Genomic DNA, 14,987 nt, shown 5'->3' with positions numbered 1-14,987 from the left:
GGTGTTAAATTAATTGACCGAGGATCAGCCTCATGGCTGTAATGCAGGCAATATAAGATAAATAGTGAGCAAAGGATTTATACTATGAGTATAATGACTTCTTCGATAATGCAGATATAATAGAAGACAACAAGATACAATGTTTAAGATAGATGTGGATGAAAGATCAATAATGTTTACGAATAAGGAAGTGATAGAATGATTTATATAACTGGCGACTGTCATCGGAATTTTGAGAGATTTAATACAAGGAATTTTCCAGAACAAAAGGAAATGTCAAAAGAAGATTATGTAATTATCTGTGGAGATTTTGGAGGAATCTGGGATCAGGAAGAGGAAAGTAAAGAAGAAACAATGCTCATGGACTGGCTGGATTGTAAATCATTTACCACTTTATTTGTAGATGGTAATCATGAGAATTTTGACAGACTCTATGAGTATCCGGTAGAGGAATGGCATGGCGGAAAAGTTCATAAGATCAGACCATCTGTCATTCACCTGATGCGCGGCCAGATATTTGAAATTGAAGGAAAAAGTATATTTACATTTGGTGGTGCGAGCAGTCATGATATTGATGGAGGGATTCTGGATCTGGACGATCCTGACTATAAGAACAAGAAGAAAAGGCTTGATCGCGGATGGAAGCCTTATCGACTTAATCATGTGAGCTGGTGGCAGCAGGAGCTTCCAGCCATAGAAGAGATGGAAGAGGGACGAAAGAATCTGACAGCACATGATAATTCGGTGGATTTTATCGTGACACATTGCTGTGCGTCGAGCACACAGATTCAGTTAGGCGGAAGTATGTACAAGCCAGACATATTAACAACTTATTTTGAAGAGATCAGGCAGAATACAAAGTTCAAGAAATGGTTCTTCGGGCATTATCATGATAATCAGAATGTGAGTGCGGAAGAGATATTGCTCTATGAGCAGATTATAAGAATTGTGTAACAGGAGATAATTAGAAATTAAGCCGGCTAGAGCAGAGATGTTCTGGCTGGCTTTATTGCTATAAAAAAAGAATGCGGATGTAGAACTTGAGCAATTGAATAAAAGGGTGGTGACAACAAATTTAAAAGGTTAATGGAAATTTTTGGTGAATACAGAAAACGCTATATAAATTCCAGTGTAGTAATGATACAATTAATATAAGAATGTTTAATTGCGGTTTACGGCGCTCAGCAGTCACTATTCCGTTTTAGAACGACCGCTTTCCGAAGTGAACTTGATGTGCCTGTGTTAAAGCGAGAGATAATGGAAGAATTAGACACAGAAGTAACTGTTGGAGAATGGATTGAAACAATAGAATATGATTATCCGATGTTTCATCTTTCCATGGATTGTTTTTGGTGTGAGATTGTAAAAGGGAATTTGGTGTTAGAGGAACATGAGGCAGCAAGATGGTTAAGTGAAGAGCAGCTAGATGAAGTAGAATGGTTACCGGCAGATGTGACACTTATTGAGAAGATTAGAAAGGAAATGAATGGGTAATAGGGTATGATTTCAGCAAAACCAACTAAAAATTTTGTATAGAGGTAGATTTTTCACGGCGGACTGAAGCATATATAAGAGGATGAGTTATGAGGAAAAAGAGAATTATATTAAAAAGAAGTATTTCTGCATTAGTAATTGGTGCAGTGACGATTTCAATTCTGGCAGGAGCGACATCCGCATCAAGCAGCGTGAATGCAGATGATGCGACGGCAAGTGTAGCTGTGTTTGAAAATCTGTTGAACGATCGCTCTTTTGTAGTCGATACATTTACGCAAGATACGATGCCGGAATCTAATCCATATGGAAGACTGGATGGAGTTGCAAATACAGATTATCTGTCTACGGATTTTCTGAAACAATATGAGAATGATCCGATTTTTAAAAGTGGTGTGAGTCTTTATTACAGAATGAACCATACAGGGGAGACAATCAGTGAGATTCCATCGGTACTTCTGGATGTTTTTGCAACGGATGCAGACTGGACAAAATTCTGCGCTGGTGCAAAGAGCAAAAATTATGATTCTCTGCTAACAAGCATTTATCAGAATGATTACAAATCCGTTTCAGGTAATTCTATTGGCAGTGAAGAGGAAGGTATGCAGACATTGCGGGCATATTCTGATTTATTGGACAATTCAAAAACCAAAGATGCATCAAAATGGTTGAATGACTATTTAGGAGCCATTACAGATGTTAATGATATAGATAAATATAATTACCTGTTAAAAAATACGGAGCTATACGATGAAAATCTGACAAAGTATGTATCAAATGTGAAAAAAACATTGCTTCAGGCATCAAAAAATTCAGATGGCAAAAAAGAGATGAAAGATTTTTCGGATTTGTATGAAGCGCAGTTTTATGCGGATTACGGCGCGGGCGATATACCGCAGAAATGGGATGATCAGTATAAGACCATGCAGATTGATAAATATGGCAGCAAAATTAAGAAAATTGCCAAAAGCGTAAAAACAGTGATCAGCACAGGTGTATCAACCGTTAATAATATCGTGATGATGGAAAATCTCTACAGAAATCAGGAGTCCATGCACGATACGCTGGTACGTGTACGCAGTAATGCAACGAAAAATAATGATAACACATTTATCCGTGCGTCATCTTCTTATCTGAGTCTGCTGGAATCCGATGAGCTTGGTGACAATGTTATTAGAAGTGCAGCGCTGAAATCTATTTACGATTATGGCAGCGACGAGCTTGGCAAATATGTATGGGACACTGCAAAGGGTGGTGTCAGAGATGAAGCTGCGATTATGGTTGCCAGAAAAACAGGGATGGACACATTGAGCTCCAAAATGGCGGTATCTGCAGCAGTCGGCAGAGCCAATGCGATACTGGCTGTAGGAAAAGACCTTATTAATTATGGAACCGGTTTTGATGATGTCTGTGAAAAAATATATTTAATGAAATATCTGCAGGAAATAAAACAGTACGCAGTTGATGCATTTAATGATGATAAGAATAATTATAATAAATATAAAAGTCAGGCTGATATGAAAAATATGGATATCTGGGCATCGGCAGCAATAGATGATCTGCAATTTATTAAAAGAATTGTGCTGCTCCAGAATGATCTGGGATACCAAACTGCAAATGCGCAGATTGGCAGCAAATATGGAGAAATCCTTTCGTGGATTGATGGATGCAATGACGCAGCAGGATTGGAAGCAAGATACACGAATCTTCAAAATGCACTTGTGGATACGACGATCAATCCGGTTTCCACAAATCCGATTTCAGTTGACGAAGGCTGCACTTTGCAGATTATCCACTCAACAGACAGTGACTTGCAGACATATGCAGTTTATACGAACAGAAGTGGACAGAAGTGTTCCATTGCAGAATTTGAAAATGTGATGCTTGCCGGTATTCGGATCAACGGTGGTACATTGAAGATCAGTGACCAGTCGAAAGAAGAAATGAAGTTTAATGGTTTATTTGTAACGGATAAGGCAGGAAATCTTGAAATTACCGGCAACGGCGGAGAGATTTATGTCGGCAGACTGGATATCAATGGATTTTTACAGATAAATGATAAATGCTCGAAAAAGATTAATGTAGCAAGTAACCTTAATATCAGAAACTATGTAAGCATTAAGAACATGGATATCCATGTGGCTGGAAACTGCAATGTGGCTGGAAGTCTGGAATTTGCTAGCAGTGAACTGGTTGTAGATGGAAATATGGAGGCTGACAATGGGTATCTGCAGATGCAGGATACCGAGGACAAACTGCTTGTGAAAGGGAATCTGACGTTAGGTGAAACATATGGAAGCAGTAAGGGGGAGTGTTTAACAAATGGAACAGTAGAAGTAAAAGGAGATTTCACCTCGAACTATAAGGAAACAGGCTCCAACTGGTATGGCTATTATGAGACAAATATGCATAAGACGATATTTTCAGGAGAGAAGACACAGAAGATTAGCTTTAAAGAGCCAAGTCAGGTAAATAGATTTAGTGATAATCTGGAACTTCAAAATAACGCTATCAATTTTGCAACGCCGCTCTATTCGCTCACAGTAAATAACGATATGGCGATTTCGGAAACAAAAGATTTACAGATCGTTACGCAATTGATAATTAATAATGGATCTTTTGTAACAACTGGAAATGTTGAGGCTAACATGTTAAGCATCAACAATACAAAAGAAAATCAGATACAAGGGAATCTGAATATGACTGGAACTGTTGTCTTTAAAAAGGGAAGTCTGGAAGTAGGAGGAAATGCGAAATTTGACAATGGGTATCTGCAGATGAAGAGTACCGAGGATAAACTGGTTGTAAAAGGAAATATGACGCTTGGTGAAACATATGGAGGCAGTGAGAGTGATTGCTTAACAAATGGAACAGTAGAAGTGAAGGGAGATTTCACCTCGAACTATAAGGAAACAGGCTCCAACTGGTATGGCTATTATGAAACGAATACGCATAAGACAATATTTTCAGGAGAGAAGACGCAGAAGATCAGCTTTAAAGAGGCGAGTCAAGTAAATGGATTTAGTGATAAGTTGGAGCTTCAGAATAACGATATCAATTTTGCAACACCAATTTATAATGTGAAGATCAATCAGGACACACAGCTTACGAATACAGAAAAACTGATGATAACAGGTACATTAAATACAGGCGGTTATAAATTTGCAACAACCGGAAATATAGATGCAGAAAGACTGGACATGGGAGGTGCAGGAGTAGAAATTGCCGGAGATGTAGCGGTCAGAACAATGAATGTGTCAGGCAGTGATAACCTTATTAAAGGAAATCTGATGGCGAACGGAGGAGGTGCTGCCTTTAAGCAGGGAAGTCTGGAAGTAGGGAGAAATGCGGAATTTAATAATGGCTTTCTGCAGATGCAGGATACAGAAGACAAACTGCTTGTGAAAGGGAATCTGACGTTAGGTGAAACATATGGAAGCAGTAAGGGGGAGTGTTTAACAAATGGAACAGTAGAAGTAAAAGGAGATTTCACCTCGAACTATAAGGAAACAGGCTCCAACTGGTATGGCTATTATGAGACAAACATGCATAAGACAATATTTTCAGGAGAGAAGACACAGAAGATTAGTTTTAAAGAGCCAAGTCGGGTAAATGGATTTAGTGAGAATCTGGAACTTCAAAATACAGACATTAATTTTGCGACTCCGCTCTATTCATTGACGCTGAATCAGGATACCGTACTGATTCACACAAATTTGTTAAAGATTAATGAGTTCCTGAATCTGAACGGACATAAACTGGAAACTACAGGAAAAACAGAGTGCAGCAATGTAGCCGAAAATGGTGGAACATTAGAAGAAAATCCGAAATTTGGACATAATTATTATAATCAATTGAAACCGGCTGATTTAAAAGATCATGATATTAAATATGCGGATGAAGCGTGGGTATGTACAAGCTGTGGAAAAATATTTACGGATGCAGAAGGAATTGTGGAATATGATCCAGATCCATGCAAAGACGGACATACAATCGTGATTGATCAGAGAAAGGTGGCAACCTGCACTACCGACGGACTTACAGAAGGCAAGCATTGCAGCGTCTGCAAAACCGTTCTTGTACCACAGGAAGTAATTCCTGCAAGTCATAATTGGGAAGAAGATTTCACAATTGACAAAGAACCAAGCTGCACAACGGAAGGAAGAAAATCTATCCATTGCAAGAAATGTGGCGAAACAAAGGATGAGCAGGTTATTCCGGCAACAGGTCATGATTTTACCGAATGGGAGACGATTGAAGAAACCAGTTGCACAAAAGAAGGAATTACACAGCGCCGATGTAAAATTTGTGGCTTCACAGAGACGAAAAAACTGGATAAAAAGGCGCATGAATGGGGAACAGAATATACGGTAGATCAGCCGGCAACATTTGCAGCAGATGGAAGTAAGTCTATCCACTGTAAGAATTGTGAAACGATTTCAGAAGCAATCGCAATTCCAAGGATAAACTCTGTAAAAATTTCGGCAACGGCTTATACTTATTCAGGTGGAGTAAAAACACCGTCTGTAACGGTAAAAGATGCGAACGGAAATGCATTGCACAACAAAACAGATTATATAGTGCAATATGCATCCGGCAGAAAAAATGTAGGAACATATAAAGTAATTGTAACTTTAAAAGATAATTACAGTGGTAAAAAGACGTTATCATTTACCATTAATCCGAAAGGCACCGCTATAAGCAGTTTAAGTAAATCGAAAAAAGCATTTACTGCAAAATGGAAGAAGCAGAGTGCACAGACATCCGGTTACCAGTTACTTTATTCTACAAATAGTAAGTTCAAATCTCGAAATAAGTATGTCACAGTCAGCAGTTATAAAACAACTTCGAAAACTATTAAAAAGCTGGCGGCAAAGAAGAAATATTATGTGAAAATCCGTACTTATAGGAGTGTTTCCGGTAAAAAATATTATTCCGGATGGTCGGCAGCAAAAACAGTAGTGACGAAATAAGAGCAGAAAGGATAAAGCATAAAGCACATTATGAACAAACTGGTGATATTTGACGCTGCTGGCAACGAAATCGGGATGATACTTCAAAAAGTAATAGAAAAATCATACGTAAAGGGATATATTTGAACATAGGAATGAAAAAGAAAAAAGAATCAAGTGAACAGTTGAATATCGTCATATTTCTGCTGCTTGTGATTGCCGCATTGGTCTGTCGCTGGCTGGGGAAGATGAGCGCCGGTCGCATCTTCTTTGGCACACTTCGGACGGTGATCTACATCGGCTTATATATCGGATGGGCGATCAGCATTCATAAGAGAGTCATTCAAAAATCAGTGAGAAATACATTGCTGTTAGTCGCAGGTTTGATGGTATTTTGGTTTGTTGTACGCACGACAAAATATTTCTTCACCTATGATCTGCAGATCTCGCGCTACCTTTGGTATTGCTACTACATACCAATGCTGTTTATTCCGCTGACTGCATTGCAGGCGGCTTTTCTTCTTGGACAGCCGGAAGAATACAGGCTGCCGGGGTGGCTGAAAGGATTATGCATTCCGACGGGGATTCTTAGTATATTTGTGCTGACGAATGATCTTCACCAGCTTGTCTTTGCCTTCCCGGAAGGAGCGGCATGGTCGGATAGCAGTTATACATATGGATGGGGCTATTATGCAGTGATTTTGTGGGAAATTGTCTGTGCATTGATCGGCTTCCTTTTGATGCTCTATAAATGCAGACATTCCCGAAAGAAGAAATATTTACCGCTGATCGGAATCAGTGCAACTGTACTTTACGCAGTCATTTACGTAAGTGGTGTGGAATGGATGAAGAAAATAGGTGGAGACATTACCGCAGTTTTATGTTTATTTTTTGTGGGCATACTGGAAAGCTGTGTACGTTGCGGATTGATCCAGACAAATACAGGGTATGAGCGGCTGTTTGAAGTCTGCGCATTGGGAGCCCAGATTACAGATCAGGACTATAATGTCTGCTACACATCCTCCAATGCAATGCCTTTATCTAAGAAAATAATGAAGGAAGCGATGGAGAAAGAAGTCGTGATCGATAAGAAGACACTGATACAGAACCGGGATATCCCGGGCGGTCATGTTCTCTGGCAGGAAGATATCGAAGACATCATCCAGCTTCTTGAGAGACTGGAAGAAAACAGAAAGACAATCGAAGAAAGTAACTGTATTGAGCAGGAAAATTATCAGACAAAGGCAGCCATCAATATGCTGCGTGAGAAGAATCGCTTATTTGACAAGCTACAGACACAGACCGCAAAACAGATCGATCTGTTAAATGACCTGCTCCACCACTATGACGAGGAAGAAAATCAGGAGAAAAGCCGTAGGCTTTTAGCGAAGATCAGTCTTGTCGGAACGTATATAAAAAGACGCGGAAATCTGGAATTTATCGAAGAGAGATCAAAAATATCCGATGCCGCCGAACTGGAAGCCTGCATAGAAGAATCTTTTTCCAGCTTGCGATTGATGGACATCGACTGTGCCTGTTCGTTCCCAACCGGTGAGGAGATTTATGTAAGTGACGCTGTGTCGATGTATCAGTTTTTTGAAACAGTGGTGGAAAAATGCGTGGACACATGCGATTCTCTGTGGATAAAGCTTCGAAGCCAGGGAGAAAAGCTTCTCTTCTGTATGGAAATAGAAAGCAAGATGGATCTTACCATTTTTTCGAAAATGGTGCAGTTCTGTACATGTGAAGATGGCATATGGCGTTTTACATTTGCCGTGGAAAAGGCAGGTGAACCGTAATGCAGACATTTTTAATGATCATTATTTTATTAAGTCTCGTAGGGAATATGATTCTGTTGTTTGCTTTTCAAAATATGAAGCTGGATGATCGAAAATGGTATATCAACATTGCACTTTTTGTGTTTTTATTTCTGCTTTTAAATGCGTTGGCCTATTCATTCGAGGCGGCCCATGGAGGAGAAATATATTTGCAAATGCCATCTGTTCTGATCGGAGTATGGTGGTGTGTTGTCGGTGTGATCGATGCGTTACTTATCTGGGAAGGACTTCGGCTGAAAAAGATGAGAACAGAAACTATCAGGCAAAATTCCATCAAAGAGGCGATGAACGTACTGCCGATCGGAATCTGTTATTTTATGGATGATGGAATGTTGAAGCTTTGCAATGAGCAGATGTATCGTCTTTTTCAGACGCTCACTCACAGAGATCTGCAAAAGCAAGAAGAATTAAAAGAAGCGCTTCAGCAATGTGAGCGCTATGGTGTGAGTCGGATCAACAACAAAGAAATCTACCTTTTCCCTGATGGGAAGGCATGGAGCTATCGGGAAAATGAAGTGACAGATCGAAAGGGAAAGGTATATACAGAAGCTATTTTTCTGGACATTACGAAACAATATGAGGAAAAAATAAATCTGACAAAGCAGACCGAAAAGTTAAAAGAAATATCAAAAGAACTCCGCTATCTGTCGGACAATGTATTGATCCTGACACGTGAGCGGGAAGTGCTTGCGGCAAAGACAAAGCTTCACGATCAGATGGGCGCCGGTCTTACTGCGATCCGCCAGAGGCTGACGCAGGAGAACGCAGATTATAAAGATGCGGTGCGCTTGCTTCGGCAGGCCGTAAATGCAATCTGGAATGACAACCAGTATCCGCTGGAAGAAGGCGATTTTGAAAGATTTCTGCAGGATGCAAAGACACTTGGCGTGGAGGTAGTGTGCGAGGGAACATTGCCGGAGTCAGAGGAACTGGCTAATATCTGCGTCCTTGCAATGCGCGAGTGTCTGACAAATGGCGTCTGCCATGCCGGTGCGACAAAGCTTTGGATCGAGATGCAGAATGAAAATCAGCAATGTCGCATCCGTATCACGAATAACGGAGAGACACCGGATAAAGAGATTGTTCCAAAAGGCGGATTGTATAATATTTCCAGACATGTATTTGACTATGGCGGAGAAATGCAGATACAGTCATTTCCGTATTTTGCATTGACGATTGCATTTCAAAAGGAGAGAGTATGAAACAGGTATTAATCGTTGAGGATCAGAGGATGCCTCGTGAAAATATGGAGAGAGTCATTTCAGAAAGTGACAATTATACGCTTTCTGCCAGCGTAAATGGGGCAGATGTTGCACTTGCCATATGCAGAAGACAGCATATCGATCTTATATTGATGGATGTATGTACGTCCGGAAATAAAGACGGGATCGAAGCGGCAGCAGAGATAAAGGCAGAGCTTCCAAATATAAAAATCATTATCGTAACTTCCATGGTGGAAGTCGGATATTTGCAGCGGGCAAGAGAGGCGAAAGTAGACAGCTTCTGGTATAAGGATATCAGTCCGGAAAGGCTGATCGATGTTATGGATCGAACGATGGACGGAGAGCGTGTATTTCCAGATAAAACACCGAGTGTACAGTTGGGACTTGCCGACAGTTCGGAGCTTACAGCCAAGGAAATCGAAGTGTTACGCTATGTCTGCGATGGACTCGAATACAGTGAAATCGCAGAGCAGATGAACATCTCACTGCGGACAGTGAAATTTCACATCTCGAATATTTTGTCCAAAACAGGATATGCAAATAAGACGAGACTTGCGATCGCGGTGACAAATAAGAACTTCATTATACCGAGCAGTCAGGAAAAAAATAAATAATATTCCTTGTATGTTCAGATAATACTTATCTGACAGATAAAATTCTCAGTAAAAACAACGAAAACCTGTCCATGTGGACAGGTTTTATTTTTTGTCTCTCTGTTATAATTTATTGTAAGAAAACTATGTCGTTTGAGGAGATAAAGACCAGTAACTTAGTTGGAAAAGAAGAAGGAGGGATATGTTATGAGAAACTGGAAATCGAGACGAATATGTAACTATCTAATGAAAGGATTGCTGTTTTGTGACTTTTGGATCCATTGCTACAATGAATAATTTCCTGCGAAATTGATTATATACTGTCCTTTAGGACGGGGTGAAAAAGAAATATATATGTTATACTTTATTTACAAATAATATATTGTGCTTGAATTATCAGACAAAATGGATGATTGTCTTCTGATGAGTGGAAAATTATCTTGAAAAGTATTATGCAAAGGAGGCGTAGATGATATGAAAACAAAAAGACAAGGACAGAGTAAATTATTTGTAGTGCTTGCAACACTTCTGGCGATTGTATTTTTTTCATTTGCCGGGAAGACAGATGTAAAAGCTGCTGAGACGTACACACAAAATTATACACCGACGAGAAAGTCTCCGTTGAAAAAGATTGAATATATCAATCGTGGGGATAATACATTTGATATTAATGTAACGGTAGATTTGTCGGTATATTATCCAAATGATGTTTTGGGTATTCAAGAGTATGATTTAACTGCGTGGACGAATGGTACAAGCGGGAAAGAATATGTTGCTTTACAATGCGGCAGTATAGACGTAGGAAAAAATGTGCATACTCATCAGATTAGGAGCGAACATCTGAAACATGTAAAACCAGGAGAAAAATTCTGGATTAGATATGAACTTTACAAGAATCTTCAACTTGAGGAGTATGGTCCATATTGTGATTTTGAAGCAAGGGAATTGACAGCACCGACTATTAAAGGGCCGGAACAGACTGAGAATTTATTTAGCAAAGTAAACAGGTACACATGGAGTGTCAAGTCTTCAAATGGAAAAGAATATTCAGAAATCAATGCAGAGATGGAAGCAACAAAAGCACCTGGTCAGGGTGAATCCTTATGGGCATATAATAAGGATGACGGCATGATATATGGTAGGTCTTTTACCAACAAGATTAAAGCACTTGTATATCGTGATTTGGAGTCAAAAGAAATTGATATAACTGGTGTTAAGACAGGAATGGTTCTTGTAATTGCAAAAGATGCGGCATCGGCAAAAACAGCAGGAGATGCAATTACATTAAAGGATAGTGATAGGGTTATATTTGATCAGGCTGCATATACTAAATCAGTAGCGGCGAAGGACTACAAGTTTCAAATGGGTTCCGGTCGATATGATCAGCTTATCGGTTACATTGATGCGTCAAGTTATAGTTATGCTACGGCACATATCGTAGAAGTCTATAATTACTCAACAAAAAATGGAGAAGGATCACTTTTTAAAAGATATGTGATTAAAGGAAGTAATAATTATCAGAGAAGTTTTAAACTTACAGGATTAAAACCTGGCACGGCCAAGCATTATACAGTGCATCTTATACGAACAGATTCAAGTGGAACTGAATATGAATATATAGATAACCAATATTGGACATTGAAATCAGCAAGCTTTAAAACACCATCTGTTTCAGGTGTTAAATTTGCACCTAAAAAAGCAAAACTTATAATAAATGTACCGTCTACACAGGCGGGTAAAGGTCTTTCCACTATGCATGTATACAAAGGAAATAAGAAGATTAAAACAATTAAGAGTAATGGAAAAACAAGAATTACCTTTGTATATAGTGGAAGTAAAGCAAGTACTTCTTCTTATAAAGTAAAAGCGGTTTGCGCAAAGGATACAAAGATTACAAAGACCAGTAAGGCAAAGAAACCGGTTGCTAGTAAGTATAAGAGGCAAGGATGGATCAATCCGAATATAAATGCGATTACGCCATATGCAACAGCAACATTTGTACCGTGGGAAATGAGTTATTACAATGGCAAGGTAACAGTTACAGGATATGTTGTAAACAATCGTATTTTTAAGCTTAAAACTTATAAAGTGAAGGTTGGAGTTGGAGTCGATAATAAGATTTACGCATCAACAACAAAGACTTATAAGAATGTAAAAGACAGTACAATTAAAAAGGTTAAATTTTCATTTAAGTCAAAGAAAGCACTTGATTTCGCTAATAACTCCCCAACATGGAGTGTGAGAACACTGAAATCGGTATGGTAATGCATTTAGAAACACGATCAATAATAATTGCATGATAAGGGACTAGAGAAGGCATTAAAGTCAATTGGATTTTATCGTTTGAGGCTTTCGGCGGAGTGTTACGATAAGCACTTCGCCATTTTTATTTTGATTAAGAACAGTCACCTTTTTACATATAATCGCACAGCATCTTTATGTGAAAAGCGTGATATCAGTAAATACAGATTATATTCTAGCACCAAAGTATTCACATTATTTTATTCGTTATGCTTTTTCTTGTCGGTGGTTTTATAGATATTTCAACAATCCATGCAGAAGCAGGAAGCAGAACAGGAAGCATTCAAATTATTTACAAGGAGAGAAATAGTTCGGATAAAGAAGTGACTCTTTCCGGAGCAAAGTTCTCGATATTTCCAATTCAATACATGAAAAATGATGAGCTGGTCTGGGAAAATGGTTTTAAAGATTCATAGTAGCATGGTTTTTAATAGCGATTGTTAGTCTTGGTTTGATTGTAGGATTATATAAAAAGAGAAAAATGAAGTAGCCATTATTTAAAGAGAACTGATCCATGCGGTGGAATCAGTTTTCTTTCTTATCATGCACAAAAACATACAGAACAAGGCTTGTGGACAGATTATATTTTTTCACCAGAGCATCGTAGATTTTATTCAAAACATTACGCTCGCCCAGACTGCCGACATCCAGGTCACGGGTATCTTCCAAAAGGCAATGCGACTACAAAGAAATCAATACCGCAGAATTGCAAAAACAGAGCCGACAGTTGACCTCGGAAAAGATGAAACTCTATGATGATTGAGTGTAACCGTATGGTTGGTTCAGGTAGTGCAGCTTCCTTTTTTGTGTGTGCGTAGAGGGCTGATTGGTGTTGTCTTGGGGGCCAGCGCTTCCCCCGGGCATAAATTATCATTAACTATAAAAACTATGTTGCACGAGGGCATATTCTGCTATAATAAAAGGCAGAATGACCAAAGGAAGTAAAGGGGATTAGTATGGAGCGTTATAAAGTACTTCTGGTAGATGATGAAGTGGAAGTTATTGATATTATGGAGCAAAAGATTCATTGGAATGATCTTGGATTCAAGGTTGTGGGCAGTGCAACGAACGGCGTGAAAGCATTAGAGCTTGTGGAGAAGCTCCAGCCGGACGTTGTGCTTACGGACATTAAGATGCCTTACATGAACGGGTTGCAGCTTGCGAGAAGACTGAACGAGGATTATCCGAATATTTACATTATGATTTGTACCGGTTTCGATGAATTTGAGTATGCAAAGGAAGCGGTGCATTTAGAAATCAAAGAATATATGTTGAAGCCGATCAACTCGACAGAACTGTCTGCAAGTCTTGAGGACTTGAAAGAGACACTGGATCGAGAGCGAGAAGAAAAATTGAATGTAAAGAAATTAAATAATTACTTTCAGGAGGCACTGCCGAAGCTGCAGTCGAATTTTCTTATTTCGCTTATCGAAGGAAGAGTTGGTGAAGAGGATTATGACCGGTTTTTACAGGCGTATCAGCTTGATATGAAAGGACCGCATTTTTGCTGTGTGATCTTTCATACTTCTGCAAATCATGTGCCGGATGGAATGGATCCGTTGCTTCTTTCCATGTCCGTAGAGCGCGAGATCAAAGACCGGCTCGTAGAAGAGTGGGAATGCAAGGAATTTATTTACATGGGCAATACGCTTCTTATTTTGGAACTTGATTCAAAGGAGAAGATGGCACAGGTGACAGATGCCTGCGACAGATTCTGCCGTTGGGCTTATCGAATTATGGGAGCAGTCGTTACGGCAGGAATCGGAACGGTGTGTGACAGCCTTCGTGACATCAGCATTTCTTATGAAGGGGCGAGAGATGCCATTTCTTATCGTGTGCTGTATGGTACAAAGCGCGCCATCAACATCGGAGAGATTGTCCCAAAAGAGCAGAAGCAGACAGCGCAGCCGGAAGAGATCAGCATGCAGGAGCTTCTTCGCGCGATCCGTATCGGTGATCCGGAAGAGATTAAGGAGATGGCACACAAGGAAATTGAGAAAATTTATAAAAATACAGAGACAATCAGCCAGCATAATCTGGCAACATTAGAGATTGTCAGCAGATTTGTTCGCTTCTGTACAAATAACTCGCTTGATTTCAATGAGATTTCCGGATATTCGCAAAATATTTACGAAAAAGTATCACAGATGGATGAAAGCTTGCTTACAAACTGGACGGTCAATATGTCTATGGCAATCAGCGACTGTCTTATGAATGCCAGAAATAATACATCGAAAAGACTGATCGTAGACGCCCAGAACATTGTGAAAGACCGATATATGGAGGCCGACATTTCGCTCGATGAAGTGTGTGCACAGCTTGGTGTGTCGAACTCTTACTTTTCATCTATTTTCAAAAAAGAAGTAGGAAAGTCTTTTATTTCTTATCTGACAGATTACCGAATGGATATCGCAGAGGACCTGGTTCTTAACACAGATGAGAAGAGTTACACGATCGCAGAGAAGGTAGGGTACCTGGATGCGAACTATTTCAGTTACGTATTTAAGAAGAAATTTGGTGTTTCACCTTCCAAATACCGGGCATCTGCGAAAAAATAATGCACGTGAAGGGAATAGAATAGCGTGAAAA

At 39.4% G+C, this 14,987-nt stretch carries 7 protein-coding genes and 1 pseudogene; all 8 read left to right on the top strand.

Annotated features, from left to right (window positions below):
• The first annotated feature begins 198 nt into the window (after positions 1-198).
• The gene (locus DW152_RS10915) at positions 199-954 is read left to right on the top strand and encodes a metallophosphoesterase (RefSeq protein ID WP_021860329.1); all 756 of its coding nucleotides are present in this window, start codon (positions 199-201) and stop codon (positions 952-954) included.
• A 288-nt stretch (positions 955-1,242) separates the two neighbouring features.
• A pseudogene (locus tag DW152_RS10910) lies at positions 1,243-1,494 on the top strand (8-oxo-dGTP diphosphatase MutT); the annotation flags it as partial.
• An 89-nt stretch (positions 1,495-1,583) separates the two neighbouring features.
• A complete protein-coding gene (locus tag DW152_RS10905; protein WP_118288628.1) occupies positions 1,584-6,464 on the top strand; it encodes a hypothetical protein in 4,881 nt (1,626 codons plus the stop codon).
• A 134-nt stretch (positions 6,465-6,598) separates the two neighbouring features.
• Positions 6,599-8,242, top strand: a complete 1,644-nt coding sequence (locus tag DW152_RS10900; RefSeq protein ID WP_118288627.1) for a histidine kinase N-terminal 7TM domain-containing protein — start codon at positions 6,599-6,601, stop codon at positions 8,240-8,242.
• The gene (locus DW152_RS10895; RefSeq protein ID WP_118288626.1) at positions 8,242-9,483 is read left to right on the top strand and encodes a sensor histidine kinase; all 1,242 of its coding nucleotides are present in this window, start codon (positions 8,242-8,244) and stop codon (positions 9,481-9,483) included. The genes DW152_RS10900 and DW152_RS10895 overlap by 1 nt, the downstream gene beginning before the upstream one ends.
• Positions 9,480-10,118 (top strand): response regulator transcription factor, encoded by a 639-nt coding sequence (locus DW152_RS10890; protein WP_118288625.1) that lies wholly within the window; start codon positions 9,480-9,482, stop codon positions 10,116-10,118. Before DW152_RS10895 ends, DW152_RS10890 begins: the two co-directional genes overlap by 4 nt.
• Before the next feature lie 453 nt (positions 10,119-10,571).
• Entirely contained in the window at positions 10,572-12,362 is a 1,791-nt protein-coding gene (locus tag DW152_RS10885; protein ID WP_118288624.1) for a hypothetical protein, read from the top strand.
• Positions 12,363-13,354: 992 nt separating this feature from the next.
• Positions 13,355-14,956, top strand: a complete 1,602-nt coding sequence (locus tag DW152_RS10870) for a response regulator (RefSeq protein ID WP_117538043.1) — start codon at positions 13,355-13,357, stop codon at positions 14,954-14,956.
• Positions 14,957-14,987: the final 31 nt, after the last annotated feature.

It is taken from the genome of Dorea sp. AM13-35 (assembly GCF_003473885.1).
GTDB classification, from domain to species: domain Bacteria; phylum Bacillota; class Clostridia; order Lachnospirales; family Lachnospiraceae; genus Dorea_D; species Dorea_D hominis.
Note: the sequence above shows the minus strand (reverse complement) of the source record. Positions and strands in the feature narration are given on the sequence as shown.

Excerpts from the sequence above, each read along its gene's own strand:
- DW152_RS10915 (WP_021860329.1), top strand. The coding sequence starts at position 199 with ATGATTTATATAACTGGCGACTGTCATCGGAATTTTGAGAGATTTAAT.
- DW152_RS10905 (WP_118288628.1), top strand. The coding sequence starts at position 1,584 with ATGAGGAAAAAGAGAATTATATTAAAAAGAAGTATTTCTGCATTAGTA.
- DW152_RS10900 (WP_118288627.1), top strand. The coding sequence starts at position 6,599 with ATGAAAAAGAAAAAAGAATCAAGTGAACAGTTGAATATCGTCATATTT.
- DW152_RS10895 (WP_118288626.1), top strand. The coding sequence starts at position 8,242 with ATGCAGACATTTTTAATGATCATTATTTTATTAAGTCTCGTAGGGAAT.
- DW152_RS10890 (WP_118288625.1), top strand. The coding sequence starts at position 9,480 with ATGAAACAGGTATTAATCGTTGAGGATCAGAGGATGCCTCGTGAAAAT.
- DW152_RS10885 (WP_118288624.1), top strand. The coding sequence starts at position 10,572 with ATGAAAACAAAAAGACAAGGACAGAGTAAATTATTTGTAGTGCTTGCA.
- DW152_RS10870 (WP_117538043.1), top strand. The coding sequence starts at position 13,355 with ATGGAGCGTTATAAAGTACTTCTGGTAGATGATGAAGTGGAAGTTATT.